Raw genomic sequence first — 16,674 nt, forward strand, 5'->3', positions numbered from 1 at the left:
ACGCGACGCTGTACTAGGTCAATGGGTTGATCTACACCCGTTGTAGGGGTGCCACCTCACAGGCCTCACAGCGCCGTAAGTTCCTCCGCGAGCACGCGCAGCGTCTCCGTCGGGAACATGCCGCCTGACAGTGCGGCCAGGGAGATCAGAGACGTCGTGCCGATCGTCTGGAGGAGTTCGGTGTCGACGAGGGTGGGAGCGTGGGCGCGCAGGACCTCGACGGCCCTCGGGTCGGAGACCAGCGCCGTGATCGGGGTGCGCAGGGAGAAGCGGCCCGCGGGGAAGTCCTCCGGCCTGGGGAGCGGCTCGGCGGCCTGTTCGGCCTGGTGGTGCTGCTCGCGCACCAGGAGGTGAGCGGCGGTCACCGGCCCGCCGGTGGGCAGGCCCAGGCGCTCGTACTGGCTCGCGGGGGCGTCATTCGCGCGCAGGCGGTCGACGAGCAGGCTCGCCATGCGGAGCTCCACGGCCTCGTCGATGATCGGTGCGCGCTGCTCCGGATCGGTCCGCAGGTCGTAGAGGAGCGTGCCGAACCGGTACGGGTTGAAGAAGGTCCGTCCGGCCACCCGGATCGTGCGGACGCCCTTCGTGAAGGCGAAGGGCTCGGCCAGTTCGAGGCCGGACAACTCCTCGGGGGTGAAGCGTCCACGCATGTGGGTCGGCATCAACGTGTGCTCGTACAAGGGGGTGTTGTCGGCCGAGACGGGTGCGCGCATGTAGACGTACCGGCCGTCGGTCACGTTGACGTGCCCGCCGTGGATGCCGAACAGCCCTGCCTCGCGCACCGGTTCGTCGGAGGCGACCGGCAGCGGGGAGCCCTGCATGTCGGCGGGCCGTTCCACGCCGAAGAACTCCAGCAGGGTGGGGGCCAGGTCGATGGTCTGCACGAGCGCCTCGCGGCGCTCGCCGGTGACGCCCGCCCGGGGGTCCCAGACGAACAGCGGCAGATGGACCAGCTCGTTGTACCAGGGCTGCACCGACTTGCCCCACCAGTCCTTCTCGCCGAGCAGCAGGCCATGGTCGGTGCAGACGATCAGCAGCGTGTCGCGCCACAGGCCGTGCTCGTCCATCGCGTCGAGGACGCGGCCGAGGGACCTGTCGCACATGGACAGCAGCGCGGCGTACTCGCGGCGGGCATGCTGCACCTGCGCGTCCGTCTCCGTGACCTGCCGGTAGTCGGGCCAGTCGAAGTGCGGGCCGTCGTAGTCCTCCGGGTAGAGGTCCTTGTACTGCTGGTGGCTGAAGAACGGCTCGTGCGGGTCAAAGGTCTCGATCTGCACGAACCAGCGGTCCTCAGCGTGGTTGGTGCGCAGGAACTCCAGTCCCGCGTCGAAGGTGAGGGTCTGGGAGTGGCGGTCCTCGGTCTGCATGTACACCCGGTTGACCCAGTCCTGCCGGTAGCCCTCCAGCCGTAGCTCCTTGACGTCCTCGTCGGGCATGGGCGGATCGGCGACATGCCCCTTCCACGGGTCGCCCTCCTGCCCGCGGAAGAACTCCCACGTGTTGTACCGGCCGTGGTAGGTCGCCCCGCCGTCCTCCCAGTAGTGGGGATGGTCGCTGGCCAGGTGTGTGTGCACCCCGCTGCGCTTGAGCAGCTCGGGCATCGAGTCGTCGAACGGCTCCAGCGGGCCCCAGCTGCGGTGCAGGAAGTTGTGGCGCCCGGTGTGGATCTCCCGGCGGGCAGGCATGCAGGGCATGGACCCCGCGTAGCAGTTGTCGAAGGTGGCGGTCCGCTCGGCCAGCCGCGCGAAATTGGGGGCGTGGGTCCAGTCGCAGCCGTACGGCGCCAGCATGTGCCGGTTGAGGCTGTCGAACATCACCATGATGGCTTTCATGCCGTGGCGCTCCTTCGTCGGTCGGTCATGCGGCTGGTCGTAGGGCCGGTCATGCGGCTGTTCACACGGTGGTGTCGGCGTCCCGGGCGCAGCGGAACCCGGTGTGACCGCTCGCCCCGTCGGGCGTGTTCGCGGTACGGGCGGCGACGCGGTACCGATTGCAGTAGGACGAGTGGCACAGGTGTGAGCCACCGCGGATGACCTTCTCCTGCCCCGTGGCGGGACCCTTCGGGCCGATCGCCGTACCGGTCGGGTGGTCCACGGTCCACCAGTCGGCGCACCATTCCCACACGTTGCCCGAGGTGTTGTAGAGCCCGAATCCGTTGGGCTCGAAGGCATCGACAGGTGCTGTGGCCCGGTAGCCGTCGGCGGCGGTGTTCTTGGTGGGGAAGGTGCCCCGCCAGATGTTGCAGCGGTACTCGCCGCCGGGGTCGAGTTCGTCGCCCCAGGGGTAGCGCTTCTGTTCCAGGCCGCCGCGCGCCGCGTACTCCCACTCGGCCTCGGTGGGCAGCCGCTTCCCCGCCCAGGCGCAGTAGGCGGCGGCGTCGTTCCACGAGATGTGTACGACCGGGTGGTTCCCGCGGCCTTGCAGCGTGCTGCCCGGCCCTTCGGGGTGGTCCCAGCGGGCGCCGGTGACTCCACACCACCAGGGGGTGCGAGCCGGGCGGGGTGCCCCGCGCCGCAGTGCCGCGGGCAGGAAGCCCGCGAACACGTAGGACCAGCCGATGCGTTCGGCTTCGGTGAGATGGCCCGTGGCGTCGACGAACTCCGCGAACTTCTCGTTGCTGACGGCGTACGCGTCGATGTGGAAGGTGCTGACGTGCACCGACCGCACCGGACCTTCGCCGCCCGCCGGGGACCCCTCGGCGTCGTCGGAGCCCATCTGGAACTCGCCACCGAGGATGCGGACCATGCCGTCCAGGGAGCCCCGGTGGTCGGCCGACGGCACGGTCGCCGGCTGGGCGGCCGTCCTGCCGCCCGGGGGCGCGCAGCAGGCGGGGCGCGAGGCGTGAGGGGTCTCCATGGTGCTCGGCTCCTGGTCGGGGCGGGTGACGAGAGCTGTGGCGACCCTAGCCGTCAATTTTGTTTAGCGATAGATTTTCATCATGGAAACATCGCGCGCGCTCGGGGCGAGGCTGCCAGGGCGCGCCGCGGTCCGGCCCGACGCCCGCTGGGCGCTACCGGGATTCATTCGCGGGGCCCGGCGTTCACGCCGGGGGTGAAGCGAATCTGATGGTTGCGACGCGGAGCGTCGCGGTGTCCTTCCGGCGGAGCCGGACTGTGGCGGGAGCGGTGAGAGCTCGTACGAACGTTCCGTGGTGACGGTGTGTGTGCGACATGTCTAGTGTGATCGTCATGCAGCTCAGGTACGCCTTCAGGTTGTACCCGGACACCGGCCGGCAGACCGCGTTGGCGAAGGCGTTCGGGTGCGCCCGCGTCGTGTTCAACGACGCGGTGCGTGCCCGTGAGGACGCCCGCGCGGCGGGCGACGCGTTCCCGAAGGCCGCCGAGCTGTCCACCCGTCTGATCACCCAGGCGAAGCAGACCACTTCGCGGTCCTGGCTGGGCGAGGTCTCGGCCGTCGTGCTCCAGCAGTCCCTGCGGGACGCCGAGACCGCCTACCGCAACTTCTTCGCCTCCCTGAAGGGCACCCGCAAGGGGCCGAAGATCGGTCCGCCCCGCTTCAAGTCCCGCAAGGATGCCCGGCAGGCGATCCGGTTCACCGCCAACGCCTGCTGGAACATCACCGACAGCGGGCGGCTGAACCTGCCGAAGATCGGTGCGGTGAAGGTGAAGTGGTCCCGCACCCTGCCCACCACCCCCACCTCGGTCACCGTCATCAAGGACACGGCCGGGCGGTACTTCGCCTCCTTCGTCATCGACAGCGACTCGCAGGCGGAGGCTGAGCGGATGCCCGCCACCGACCAGACGATCGGCATCGATCTCGGCCTGACCCTCCCCCAGACTCCGTCCGGGGGACCCCCATCGCCGTCCTTTCCGACGGTACGAAGATCGACTCCCCGCGCTTCCTGCGGCGCGCGGAGAAGAAGCTGAAGAAGGCCCAGCGGGAGCTGTCCCGTAAGCAGAAGGGAAGCAAGAACCGCGAAAAGGCCCGCCTGAAGGTCGCCCGCGCCCACGTCAAGGTCGCCGATGCACGCCGTGAGTTCCACCACCAGTTCTCCACCAGGCTGATCTCCGAGAACCAAGGGATCGCCGTGGAGGACCTGTCGGTGGCGGGACTGGCCCGCACCAGACTGGCCAAGTCCGTGCACGACGCCGGATGGTCCTCGTTCGTCAGCATGCTGGAGTACAAAGCGGCCCGGTACGGCCGCACCCTGGTCAGGATCGGCCGGTTCGAGCCGACCTCCCAGACCTGCTCGACCTGCGGCGTCAAGGACGGACCCAAACCCCTCAACGTCCGGGAATGGACCTGCGCCGCCTGCGGCAGCGTCCATGACCGGGACCACAATGCCGCGATCAACGTCAAACAGGCCGCCGGACTGGCGGTATCAGCCTGCGGAGCGCCGGTAAGACCAGGAGCGATCCCGGCACAGCGCGAAGAAACAGGAAGCCACGGATTCCCGACCGAACCCTGTGCCGCGTAGCGGCACAGAAACGATCGAGAAGGCCAGAATCCTCGGGCTTCAGCCCGAGGTGCAAGTCAATTGACCGGGACTGCGGAGTGCCTGCTCTCGGTCCGGGAAGGATCTTCAGCTGGCGTCGGTCCGCCCTTGGCGCTCCCTTGCGAAGTCCGCCGCTTCCCGGCTCCCAGGAAGGTGGCGGCTGCGGAGGCGCAGGCGACCGTGGCGATGCCGAGCCACTGGGGCCAGGCAAGCCGCTGTCCGAGGATGAGGAGCCCGAACAGGGCGCCGGCGGCCGGCTCCAGGCTCGTCAGCACGCCGAACACGCGAGGGGGAATCCGGCGCAGTGCCTCCAGGTTGAGCGAGTACGGCAGCACGCTGGACGCCACCGCCACCACTGCGGCCACCCAGAGCACATGCGGGTCCAGGAGTGCGCTCCCGGCGTGGGCGATGCCGTACGGAGCGCTCAGTAGTGCGGCCCAGAGCACCGCGAGCGCCAGACCCTGGCCGCCGCTGAGGCGTCGCGCCATGCGCGAGGAGACGAGGATGTAACCGGCCCAGCAGCACGCCGCCACCGCGGCGAGGGCGAGGCCGCCCAGGTCAAGAGGAACGCCGCCCCCGCTGAGCAGGAGGACGCCGCCGGCCGCCAGGCACGCGGGCAGCAGGTCGACCACCCGCCGTGAGCCAGCCAGGGCGATGGCGAACGGGCCGAGGAACTCGATCGTGGCCACGGCACCCAGGGGGATGTGCTTCACCGCCTCGTAGAACGCGAGATGGTGTGCCGCCCGCAGGGCGCCCGCACCGATCACCGTCCCCCAGGCACCCTTCACCGAGTCCAACGCCTGCCGCCGCGGGCGCCACAACAGGCAAAGAAGGACACCCGCGATCAGCAACCGGAGGAACACGACGCCCGCCGCACCCGCCTGCGGATACACCTGAGGTGCGAAGGCCGCGCCGAACTGGATTCCGCACACCCCTCCCAGCACAAGTCCAGGGGCGGGTACTTTCCCCACGACCTCGGCAAACCCCCGGGTCGCGTTGCGCTCATGCATTACTTTGCCCGAGTTCCTGTCGGGAGTTGCAGCCGGTGGATTCGGTCTGGATCCCCCTCACGAGGGCGGCGTCCAGGGGCAGGCCGGTGGCACAGGCGGCGCTGCGGGCCGGCGTTGTCCTGGTGCGTTCAAGGTGCAGGTGCTCTTGGGGAGCCTGGCGCCGGCGTCCCGCCCTGACTCACGTCCGAACTGTTTCCGGAGCGGTTGTGTTCAGTCGGCGATACGCAGCAGCAGCTTGCCCGTTGACGTGCGACCGCCCATCAGCCGATGGGCCTCGGCCGCGTCCGCCAGCGGGAACTCCGCGGTGACCGGAAGGTTCACGGTGCCGTCGGTGACCGTACGGAAGGCACGCTCGACGAGCGAGCGCAGCGCCTCGGGTGCCGACTGTGCGAGAGCCAGAATGGAGAAGCCCCCCACCGAACGACCCTGCGCGTAGAGCTCGGGCTGCCCGACGTGCCACGGCTGCGCCCCGCTCGCGTTGCCGAAGGACACCAGGCGTCCGAAGACCGCCAGCGTCTCGAGACCGCGGCGAAGAGTGTCGCCACCCACCGGGTCGAGCACCAGGTCGACGCCCCTGCCGCCGGTGGCGCGGCGGACGTCGTCGGGGAAGGAGTCGGTGGTGAACACCTCGTCGTAGCCGTACTTGAGGGCGTGCCCGGCCTTGGCTGTGGAGGAGACCACGCCGTACACCGCGCCGGCGCCCGCCGCCCGGGCCAACTGCCCGGCCGCCGTGCCGATGCCTCCCGCGGCGCCGTGCACCAGCACGGTCTCCCCGGCGCGCAGGCGTCCCACCTCGTGGAGGAGTGCGTGCGCGGTCGGCAGCACGGTGGGAAGCGTGGCCGCGGTCCGCAGGTCCAGGCCCTCGGGGAGTGGGAAGACGGTGGCGGTCTGGGCGACGACCACCTCCGCGTAGGCACCGCTGTTGACGAGGGCGGCGACTTCCTGCCCCGGTCGCAGGCCCTCGACGCCGTGGCCGACGGCCCGGATCCGCCCGGAGACTTCCAGGCCCGGGCGGAAGGGCAGCGATTCCACCCTGTACCCCTCGGCTCGCGCCTTGAGGTCCGCGAAGTTCACGCCCACAAAGGCGGCGTCGATGGTCACCTGGCCCGGCCCCGGCGCGGGGGTTTCGGTCTCCACCACCCTCAGCACCTCGGGACCGCCGTACTCCTGGAACTCGACTGCGCGCATAAGCGGAACGCACCCCTCGATCAAGTGTTCAATGGAAAGCGAACACTGGGACTGTAAGATACTCGTCGAACACTCAGCAAGCCGCTGGGACGCTCCTGTGGGGTGTCCCACAGAGGCTGCGCATGGCGGGGAGAGGGACATGGCGAACCAGGCTGTGGGCGGCAGTCACCGTGCGGCGCCGGTGCACACGGATCCCGACGAGGTCTCCGTCCTGTCCGCGCTGTCCGCGGTTGCCGATCCTGTGCGTATCCAGCTGATCCGCGAGTTGGCGGGCTCCGCCGACTGGACGCGCAGCTGTGGCAGCTTCGACGTGCCCGTCGGCAAAGCCGCGCTCAGCCACCACTTCTCGGTCCTGCGCGGCGCCGGCCTGGTCGAACAGCGCGACCAGGGGCCCAAGCGGGTCAACCGGTTGCGCCGCGAGGAGTTCGAGGCACGCTTTCCCGGGCTGCTCGACCTGCTCCTCCGTGGCGACGGCGCCGACTGACCAGGTGGCCTTGCGCGCCAACTCTGGTCGGTCATGAAACACGTAACCGCGCCGGTCGCTCTACCGTCATGCCCACCGCCGGTCCGCCTGCCATCAGGCGTGCCGTCACCGCTGAGGGTACGGCCGCTGTCCTGGACGCCCAGCGCTTCATGGCCATCGGGAAGGCGGACGAAACCGAGATCGCGTCGGCTCACTCACTCATGCTCTGTCGGGCGGCCTCCAGGGCGTTGCGTTTCACATCGATCCCGGTGAGTGCACGCCCTCGGCGGCGAACCGCCGCACGGCGGCCGCGCTGATCCCACCGCCCGCTCCGGTGGCCAGGACGTACGTGATGCCCGGCGAAGCGATCCGCGATCGCGGTTGCGGTCGGCCGGATTGCCGCAGCGGTGTTCACGCGCGATCCCGAAGGAACCTGAGTGCTCCGGAAGGACCCTGCGTGCTCCAGACGTGCTGTTCACGAGAGCTCGCGCTCACCCTGGTCTCCAAATTTTTTGAGTGATAGATTTTCAACGCCGAAACATCGCGGTCACTCAAGGCGAGGTCGCCGAGCCGGCGTATCGCGTCGTGCCGGGCTGCGTGCGCGGCCTCATGCTGCGGCGAGCCGACAACTCATGGAGTCCACATGATCCGCACGTCCTTCAACGACGGCTGGCAGGTCCGGCCCAAGGTCAACCCCTTCGCCGAGCTCTCCGGTCACGTGGTCCCCTTCCGGCCGGTGACGCTGCCGCACGACGCGCTGATCGAGCAGCAGCGGGTGGCTCCGGACGGCGAGGTCACGATGGAGGGCGCCGCGGGCGCGTACTTCCCCGGCGGGGTCTTCGAGTACCGCAAGACCTTCTCCGTGCCCGAGGAGTACCGGGGCAAGCGGATCTTCATGGAGTTCGAGGGCGTGTACCGCGACGCGACCGTGTACATCAACGGGGACTACGCCGGGCAACGGCCGTACGGCTACTCGCACTTCCGCATCGACGCCGACCGTTTCCTGCGCTTCGGCGAGGACAACGAGATCCGGGTCGAGGCCCGCGCTCATCGCGACTCGCGCTGGTACACGGGCGCGGGGATCTACCGCGACACCTGGCTGCTCGTAGGGGAGGTGGTCCGCATCGCCCCCGACGGCGTCCAGGTCACCACCCCCGACATCGACGGCTCGCGCGCGGTGGTCGAGGTAGAGGCGGAGGTGGCCAACGACTCGATCGAGGTCCGCACGGTCGATGTCGTCACGGAGATACGGGACGGCTCCGGAGCCGTCGTCGCGAGCGACGTCTCGAAGCTGACGTTGCTGCCGGGGGAGCCCGCGACCGCCCGGCAGCGCCTCTATGTGCCCTCCCCGGCCCTGTGGAGTCCGGAGTCGCCGACCCTCTACGAGTGCCATGTGGCCCTGCGGGACATAGACGAGGAGAAGGTCGCCTTCGGCATCCGTTCGCTGCAACTCGACCCTGAGCGGGGCCTGCGGATCAACGGCGAGCCCGTCAAGCTCCGCGGCGCCTGCGTCCACCACGACAACGGGATCCTCGGCGCGGCGACCTACGCCCGCGCCGAGGAACGCCGTGTCGAGATCCTCAAGGACGCCGGGTTCAACGCGATCCGCATCTCCCATCAGCCGATGAGCAAGGCGATGCTGGACGCCTGCGACCGCCTCGGCATGCTCGTCGTCGACGAGGCCTTCGACGTGTGGACCTCCGGCAAGAGCGAGTTCGACTACAGCCTCAACTTCCCCGAGTGGTGGGAGCGTGACATCGAGGCGATGGTCGCCAAGGACTACAACCACCCCAGCGTCATCATGTACTCGATCGGCAACGAGATCCCCGAGACCGGCTCGCCCTTCGGCGCCGCCTGGGGACGCAGACTCGCCGGGAAGGTCCGCTCCCTCGACCCCACCCGGTATGTCACCAACGCCGTCAACGGCATGCTCGCCGTGATGTCCGAGCTGGGCGCCCTCCAGCAGCAGGCGCTGGAGCAGGCGGCCGAGGACGGCGCCGGCATCAACACCCTCATGGCCGACGCGGGCGACGCGATGAACGCGGTCAGCGCCTCCGAGCTGGTCACCGAGCGCACGGCGGAGTCCTTCGCCGTCCTCGACGTCGCCGGCATGAACTACGCCGAGGCCCGCTACGCCCTCGACCGCGACCTGTTCCCCAACCGGATCATCCTCGGCACCGAAACCTTCCCGACCCGCATCGACGGCAACTGGCGGCTGGTCGGACAGTACGGCCACGTCATCGGCGACTTCACCTGGACCGGCTGGGACTATCTGGGTGAGGTCGGCATCGGCCGCCCCCAGTACCTCACCGAGACCGAGGACGGGCCTCAGCACGCGCACAACGCGCCGTACCCGTACCTGGTGGCGGGCTGCGGTGACATCGACATCACGGGGCACCGCAGGCCCGCTTCCTACTACCGGGAGATCGTCTTCGGCCTGCGGGCCGAGCCGTACATCGCGGTCCGCAGGCCCGAGCACCACGGCAAGACCTGGGCCGGGTCGCCGTGGGCCTGGAGCGACAGCGTCTCCAGCTGGACCTGGCCCGGCTTCGAGGGCAGACCGGTCACGGTCGAGGTGTACAGCGACGCCGACGAGGTCGAGTTGCTCGGCAACGGAAACTCCTTCGGGCGGCGGCCCGTGGGCGCGGAGCACCGTTTCCGCACCGAGTTCGAGATCGTCTACGTGCCCGGGGAACTGGTCGCCGTCGCCTACCGGGAAGGCGTCGAAACCGGCCGCACCAGCTTGCCGTGGGCCAACGGCCCCGTGCGGCTGACGGCTGAGACCGATCGCCAGGTCATCCGGGCGTCGGGCGGCGACCTGGCCTACGTCACTCTGACCCTGACCGACGCGGTCGGCACCTGCCACACCGGCACCGACCGCCCGGTGAGCCTGGAGGTTTCCGGAGCAGGCGAACTGATCGGCTTCGGCAGCGCCGACCCGTCCACCGATGAGCGGTTCGACGCGACGGAACGCCGTACGTACGAGGGACGCGCGCTGGCCGTCCTGCGCCCCACCGCCGTCGGAAAGATCCGCCTCACCGCGACAGCGCCGGGATGCGATCCGGTGGAGGTCGTCGTCACGGCCGAACAGCAGCCGCAGAGCCGCCACTACCAGGAAGGCTGACCATGATCGACCGTGAATCCCTCGTCCGCCGCCACACCGTCGAGATCACCCGCCCCGATCCCTCCCACGTCCTGACGGTCGGCAACGGCGACTTCGCCTACACCGCCGACATCACCGGCATGCAGACCTTCGTCTCCTACCACGACCAGTCCGCGGCCTTCGCCGTGCAGCGGCTCGCCGTCACCAACGCGACCATGTCGAACTGGGGATGGCACTCGATGCCCAACCCCGACGGGTTCGTCCTCGACGACGCGATGTCGACGTATCAGACGGCACGCGGGCCCGTTCGGTACCCGGACAAGTTCGACACGGCCTCGATGATGGGCGGCGAACTGGCCGAGGAGTTCCGCGCCGGGGCCTGGCTGCACATGAACCCGCACCGGATCGATCTCGGACGCATCGGACTGCGACTGCGTACCGCCCCCGGTGCGGAGCCGGAGACCCGCCCCGAGGCCCTCACGAACCCCCGCCAGCGGCTCGACCTGTGGTCGGGCACGCTCACCAGCAGTTTCGAGTACGCCGGACAGGAGGTGCGGGTCACCACCGTCGCCCACCCGCACCACGCACGGGTCGCCTTCCGTATCGAGTCGGAGCTCGTGGCCAGCGGCCTCGCCGGTGTAGTCCTGAGGTTCCCCTACGCCAGTGACGGCTTCTTCCAGACCTCCGACTGGACCTCGCCCGACCGGCACGAGTCGACACTGGAGGGGCTGGGGGAGCAGGCGGCCCGTATCCGGCGGTTGCTCGACGACACGGCCTACGCGGTACGGCTGAACTGGACCGAGGGCACGCTGTCCGCGACGCAGGAGCCGCACGAGTTCGAGCTGACCGGTTCGGCGACCACGCTGGAGTTCGTGGCCGGCTTCTCTCCGGACGAGTCGGAAGAGTCGGACGAGGGACTCGGCAGCGACACGTTCGCGTCCGTGGCCGACGCCGCCGCGGCCTGGTGGCGCGACTTCTGGACCTCGGGCGCCGCCGTCGACTTCGCGGGCAGCACCGATTCGCGGGCGGCGGAGCTGGAGCGCCGCGTCGTGCTGTCGCAGTACCTGACCGCCGTGAACAGCTCAGGCTCGCTGCCGCCTCAGGAGTCGGGACTCGTCGCCAACTCCTGGCAGGGCAAGTTCCACCTGGAGATGCACTGGTGGCACGCGGCCCACTTCGCCACCTGGGGGCGCCCCGAACTGCTCGCCCGCAGCATGGACTGGTACCTGTCCATCCTCGACTCCGCGCGCGAGACCGCCCGGCGGCAGAGCTACGAGGGCGCCCGCTGGCCCAAGCACGTCGGCCCGGACGGCCGGGAGAGCCCGTCGGACATCGGCGCACTACTCGTCTGGCAGCAACCCCACCCCCTTTACCTGCTCGAACTGCTCCACCGCGCCCAACCAGAGGATCAACGCGCCGAGTTGGTCGCCCGCTTCGCCGAGCTCGTCGAAGAGACGGCCCGGTTCATGGCCTCCTTCGTCGACGAGCGCTCCGGCACCTACCACCTGCCCGCGCCCCTGATGCCCGCGCAGGAGTTCTACGACGCGAAGACCACCGAGGACCCCACCTTCGAACTCGCCTACTGGTGGTACGGGTTGGAGATCGCCCAGTCCTGGCGCGAACGCCTCGGCCAGGAACGCGACAAGCAGTGGCAGCGCATCCAGGACAACCTGGCCGCACCGCACCAGGACCCGGACCGCGGGATCTACACGGCAGTCGCGACCGAGCCCTACCTCCGCCGCGACGACCACCCCTCGCTGCTCTGCGCCCTCGGTGTCGTCCCCGCCGGCCCGCTCATCGACGCCGGCGTGATGGAGGCGACGCTGCTCGACGTACTCGACGACTGGCAGTGGGACTCCGCCTGGGGCTGGGACTTCCCCGCCATGGCGATGACCGCCACCCGCGTCGGCCGCCCGGACCTCGCGGTGGACGCCCTGCTCACGGATACCCCGAGGAACACGTACTCGACGGTCGGCCACAACCCGCAGTTCGGCAGCCTCCTGCCGCTCTACAACCCGGCCAACGGCGGCCTGCTCGCCGCCGTGTCCCTCATGGCCGCCGGCTGGGAATCCGCCGAAGCCGATACCGACTGCCCGGGCTTCCCGCGCGACGGCGGCTGGCAGGTCCAGCACGAGGGCTTCACCTCCTGGCCCTGACCGTCCGTTCCCGCCCGACCATCCCCGAAGGAAAGAACCTGACATGGCCACTGGTGAATGGAGCCCGGACGAGATCCGGAACCTGGTCTCCCGGCTCACGTTGGAACAGAAGGTCGCCCAGCTCGCCGGCCTGAGCGCCGCCGATCTGTTCACGCAGTCGGAAGCCGGTCCCGCCGTCGAACCGCTGCGTATCAAGGACATACGTCCGCACGGCGTGGGACACCTGTCCCTCGCCTGGTTCCTGGGCCAGGACGCCGACAGCATGCGCGGACTGCTCGCCCAGATCCAGTACGTCGTCCGTGAGGTCTCGCCCTTCGGCATCGGAGCCCTGGTCCACAACGAGGGCATCAACGGCTTCCTGCACGCCTCCGGTTCGCAGTTCCCCACGGCGTGGGCGCAGGCGGCGACGTGGGACCCCGCGCTGGTCCGGCGGGCCGCGACGGTGACGTCCGCGCACATGCTCGACGCCGGAATCCAGCTGATGTTCGCCCCGGTGATGGACATCAACGGCGACCCGCGCTGGGGCCGCGTGCACGAGACGTACGGCGAGGACCCGGAGCTGGCAGCGCAGATGTCCGTTGCCTTCGTCCGGGGCGCGCAGCACGAGCCCGGCGTCCTCTCGGCCGGCAAGCACTTCCTGGGTTACGGCGCCTCCGAGGGCGCCCTGAACCAGGCGGCGACCCAGCTCGGACGCCGATCCCTGGTCGACGAGTACGCCGAGCCGTTCCGCCGCGCGATCGTGGAGGCGGGCCTGTCGGCGGTGATGAACTCGTACAACGAGATCGACGGCGTGCCCGTGGCCGCGAACCGCTGGCTGCTCACCGAATTCCTGCGCGAGACCCTCGGCTTCGACGGCTTGGTGGTCAGCGACTACGACTCGGTCAACCTGCTCCGCACCCACCACCGCACCGCCCGCACCGAGGGCGAAGCGGCGGTGCAGGCGCTGTCCGCCGGCCTGGACGTCGAACTGCCGGGCAACGCCAACTTCGCGTCCCTGGCGGACGAGGTGGCCGCCGGGCGCCTGGACGAGAAGGTCGTCGACGTGGCCGTGGCCCGAGTCCTGGGCATCAAGGCCCGCGTCGGACTTGTTCCCGGCTTCGGGCAGCCCCCCGCGCCGGCGGTGCGTCCGGACCGGGCGGAGGCCGCCGAGGTCCGCCGCGCCATCGCGGCCCGCGGCACGGTCCTGCTGCAGAACGACGGCATTCTGCCCCTGACACCGGGGGAGCGCCGCATCGTCGTCGTGGGCCCCGCCGCCGACGAGTTGCGGATCCACTTCGGCGCCTACACCTCGGTGTCCAGCGCCGAGATGCCGCTGGGCATGATGGCGGTCATGGAGGGCAAGGTCCCCGGGGTCGACCCGGCGACCTTCAACTTCACCGACATCTTCCAGACCCGCATGCCCGGCATGGACCCCACCTTCGAGGGCGTGGCCCGCGACCTCCACCCCGACGCACCCTCGGTGCTGGACGCGGTGCGGGAGCTGGACGCGAAGGTCGAGTTCGTGTCGCTGGGCGGGTTCGGGAAGGACGACTGCCTCGACGCCGGAACCGTGCGGGCCGCCGTGGCCCACGCCGACGTGGTCCTCGCGGTCGTCGGCGAACGCACCGGATGGGTCGGCAACAACACCGCGGGCGAGGGCCAGTCGACGGCCTCGCCGTCCCTGCCCGGCGACCAGGAGGACCTTCTGGAGCACCTCGCCGCCACGGGCAAGCCGCTGGTGACCGTGGTCGTCTCCGGCCGGCCCCTGCTGCTGGAGAAGGCGGCCCGGGCCTCCAACGCCGTCCTGCTCGCACCGCTGCTCGGCGAGGAGGCGGGCACCGCGATCGCGCACACCCTGTTCGGTCTGATCAACCCGAGTGGCAAGCTGCCCAGCACCTTCCCGCGCCACCTGGGCCAGATCCCCCTCTACCACGGCCATCATCATGGCAGCGGCTACGAACACCCGACCGGCACTCGCCACGGCTACGGCGACCTCGACACCCAGGGCCCGCTCTACGCCTTCGGCCACGGGCTGTCGTACACGACCTTCGAGGTCGCGCTCGACGAGCGAGACGAGAGCGACGACCGCCCGGCGGTCGAACTGGTCGATGGTGTGGTCCGGGCGCGGCTCACGGTGGCGAACACCGGTGCGGTGGGCGGTGAGACGGTCGTGCAGCTTTACGCGCGCGACGAGTTCGCCTCCGTCGTCCGCCCGGTGCGGCAGCTGATTGCGTTCACACGCGTCGGCCTCGCCGCGGGGGAGACCAGGAGTCTCGTCCTCGAAGCCCCCGTCGAGCGGCTCCACTACACCCTGACCGACGGGCGTCGCGGCATCGAGCCGGGCGACGTCACCGTACTGGCCGGACTCGCCGCCGACGCACTCCCCTGCGCCGCGACGATCACGGTCGGTTAGAACGGCCGGCCGGCCACCGGTGCCCTGACACACCCTCAGCCGGTCGCCCCGGGGAGGCAGGGTGGGCGCGCCACCGACACCGGTGAGCGCGTCCGCTCTGCCGCGCCCTCGTGCCGGTGGCGTGCGGCTGGCACGGCTTCCGCGGCACAACAGCGCAGGCCAAACGCTGACTCGCCGCAGAACAAGGTGAAGTACGGTCTGACGAGTGACGAACCAGCGAAAGCCGCGAGGCCCGTACCGCAAGAGCGCGGAACGACGGGAGCAGATCCTCCAGGCCGCCTACGAGGCCATCGACGAGCACGGAGAACGAGCCTCCCTGCAGGACATCGCCGACCGGGTCGGGGTGACGCAGCCGGCGCTGACGTATTACTTCCCCACGCGCGACGACCTGCTGCTCGCGGTTCTGGAGCGGCGAGATGTGGTGGGCAAGGCGTTCGCCGGTACCGCCGGAGAGAGCGAGACCATGATCGACGGTATGGTGGCGAGCACCCGCCACACCACCGAACACCCTGGGCTCGCCAAGCTGTATGTGACGCTCTCGGCGGCGGCGACCGATCCGGAGAGCCCCGCGCACAACTACTTCACCGAGCGCTACCGGGGCCTCGCGGGCGAGGTCACGCGGGACTTCGAGGAGGGGCAGCGGACCGGCGTGATCCGGGCCGACGAACCCGCTGACCACTTGGCCAGGGCGCTGCTTGCGGTGCTGGACGGCCTGCAGATCCAGTGGATGCACGACCCCACCGTGGACATCGCGGCGATCGCCGAGACGTTCACGCGGATGTTGGCACCTTCGGCCGGCTCCGGGCAGGAGGAGAAGCCGGCCGGCTGACCCGTGCTCAACCCTTCCCGGCTGCTGCCCGGTAGTCTCTGGCTCTGAATTTTATTGAGTGATAGATTTTGGCGAATCGACCCTCTGGGAGCACCCATGCCACTCGATCCTTTCCTCGCCGAGAAGTCGCGCCTTCTCGAGGGCCTCAGCTGGGAGGACGCCCAGGCCGACCCGGAGGCCATGGCCCGGTTCATGGAGTACTTCAGCGATCCGGACGAGTGGAGCATGCCGGACGTCTCGGTCGAGGACCGCACCGTCCCGGGACCCCACGGGGAGGTCCCCGTCCGGATCTACGCCCCGCGCAACGAGCCCCGCCGCGCACTGCTGTGGCTGCACGGCGGTGGCTTCACGGGCGGCAATCTCGAGATGCCGGAAGCGCATGTGGTATCCGCCGAACTCGCCGCCCGCGCCGAGGCGTTGGTGATCTCCGTCGACTACCGCCTGGCCGTGGACGGCACGCGCTATCCGGTTCCCGTCGACGACGCGCACGCCGCCTGGCTCTGGCTCGCCGAAACCGTCCGGCCGAAGTCCGTTCCCGTCGGTCTGGGAGGAGCGAGTGCGGGTGCCGCCCTCGCCCTGTCCACGGCGATCCGGCTCCGCGACCAGGATGAACGCCGCCCGGACGCCCTGCTGCTCGCCTATCCCTTCGTCCACTTCCCGACCCCGGCGCTGGACGACGAGACCGCGGCCGGGATGCGGGACCTGCCGCCGCTCCTGCGGTTCACCACCGAGTCGATCGAGGACATGGTGCGCAACTACGTGGGCCGCCTGACCGACCTCCCCGCGGCCGCGATGCCCGGGGCGGCGAGCCTCGACGGCCTTCCCGCGACCGGCATCGTCCTCGCCGAGTACGACGACCTCCGGCCGTCCGGCGACCTGCTGGCCAGGCAACTGGCGGAGTCCGGTGTCCCGGTCCGGACCTATCTCGCGGCGGGTATGCCACACGGACACCTGAACCGAGGCCCGTCCCTCAAGGAGGTCGACCGCTCGCTCGACTTCTTCGCGAGCGCGCTGTCCGGCTGACCGGTCTCCGGCATGGAGAAGGGCCCCGCCACCCCCCAGGTCGGGGGCCGGAAG

The 16,674-nt window shown here is 70.0% G+C and carries 10 protein-coding genes and 1 pseudogene; 7 read left to right on the forward strand and 4 right to left on the reverse strand.

All coding sequences use genetic code 11. The features are described from left to right. Positions 1 to 65: 65 nt before the first annotated feature. Both AB0D59_RS49150 and AB0D59_RS49155 read right to left on the reverse strand, forming a co-directional pair. A complete protein-coding gene (locus AB0D59_RS49150; RefSeq protein WP_362579080.1) occupies positions 66 to 1,832 on the reverse strand; it encodes a sulfatase in 1,767 nt (588 codons plus the stop codon). A gap of 61 nt (positions 1,833 to 1,893) precedes the next feature. Continuing rightward, positions 1,894 to 2,856 (reverse strand): formylglycine-generating enzyme family protein, encoded by a 963-nt coding sequence (locus AB0D59_RS49155; protein WP_362579082.1) that lies wholly within the window; start codon positions 2,854 to 2,856, stop codon positions 1,894 to 1,896. A 332-nt stretch (positions 2,857 to 3,188) separates the two neighbouring features. Between AB0D59_RS49155 and AB0D59_RS49160 the strand changes: the two are divergent. Next, a pseudogene (locus tag AB0D59_RS49160) lies at positions 3,189 to 4,438 on the forward strand (RNA-guided endonuclease TnpB family protein). Between the two features lie 56 nt (positions 4,439 to 4,494). On the opposite strand, the gene AB0D59_RS49165 reads toward AB0D59_RS49160, so the two are convergent. After that, positions 4,495 to 5,388, reverse strand: a complete 894-nt coding sequence (locus AB0D59_RS49165) for an EamA family transporter (RefSeq protein WP_362579085.1) — start codon at positions 5,386 to 5,388, stop codon at positions 4,495 to 4,497. Between the two features lie 288 nt (positions 5,389 to 5,676). Next, positions 5,677 to 6,654 (reverse strand): zinc-binding dehydrogenase, encoded by a 978-nt coding sequence (locus tag AB0D59_RS49170; protein WP_362579088.1) that lies wholly within the window; start codon positions 6,652 to 6,654, stop codon positions 5,677 to 5,679. Positions 6,655 to 6,793: 139 nt separating this feature from the next. Here AB0D59_RS49170 and AB0D59_RS49175 point away from each other — a divergent pair, with 139 nt between their 5' ends. From AB0D59_RS49175 to AB0D59_RS49200, 6 genes are all read left to right on the forward strand, one after another. Further along, complete coding sequence (locus tag AB0D59_RS49175) at positions 6,794 to 7,138, forward strand: helix-turn-helix transcriptional regulator (protein WP_362579091.1); 345 nt, start codon at positions 6,794 to 6,796, stop codon at positions 7,136 to 7,138. A 622-nt stretch (positions 7,139 to 7,760) separates the two neighbouring features. Then, the gene (locus AB0D59_RS49180) at positions 7,761 to 10,241 is read left to right on the forward strand and encodes a glycoside hydrolase family 2 TIM barrel-domain containing protein (protein ID WP_362579094.1); all 2,481 of its coding nucleotides are present in this window, start codon (positions 7,761 to 7,763) and stop codon (positions 10,239 to 10,241) included. 2 nt (positions 10,242 to 10,243) lie between these two features. Continuing rightward, positions 10,244 to 12,376, forward strand: a complete 2,133-nt coding sequence (locus tag AB0D59_RS49185; protein ID WP_362579097.1) for a hypothetical protein — start codon at positions 10,244 to 10,246, stop codon at positions 12,374 to 12,376. 43 nt (positions 12,377 to 12,419) lie between these two features. Further along, on the forward strand, positions 12,420 to 14,768 hold the full coding sequence (locus AB0D59_RS49190) for a glycoside hydrolase family 3 N-terminal domain-containing protein (protein ID WP_362579100.1): 2,349 nt from the start codon (positions 12,420 to 12,422) through the stop codon (positions 14,766 to 14,768). A 205-nt stretch (positions 14,769 to 14,973) separates the two neighbouring features. Further along, positions 14,974 to 15,597, forward strand: a complete 624-nt coding sequence (locus AB0D59_RS49195; RefSeq protein ID WP_362579103.1) for a TetR/AcrR family transcriptional regulator — start codon at positions 14,974 to 14,976, stop codon at positions 15,595 to 15,597. A gap of 96 nt (positions 15,598 to 15,693) precedes the next feature. Continuing rightward, positions 15,694 to 16,620, forward strand: a complete 927-nt coding sequence (locus tag AB0D59_RS49200; RefSeq protein ID WP_362579106.1) for an alpha/beta hydrolase fold domain-containing protein — start codon at positions 15,694 to 15,696, stop codon at positions 16,618 to 16,620. Positions 16,621 to 16,674: the final 54 nt, after the last annotated feature.

The sequence above is a fragment of the Streptomyces sp. NPDC048417 genome (genome assembly GCF_040651615.1).
Taxonomy (GTDB): Bacteria; Actinomycetota; Actinomycetes; order Streptomycetales; family Streptomycetaceae; genus Streptomyces.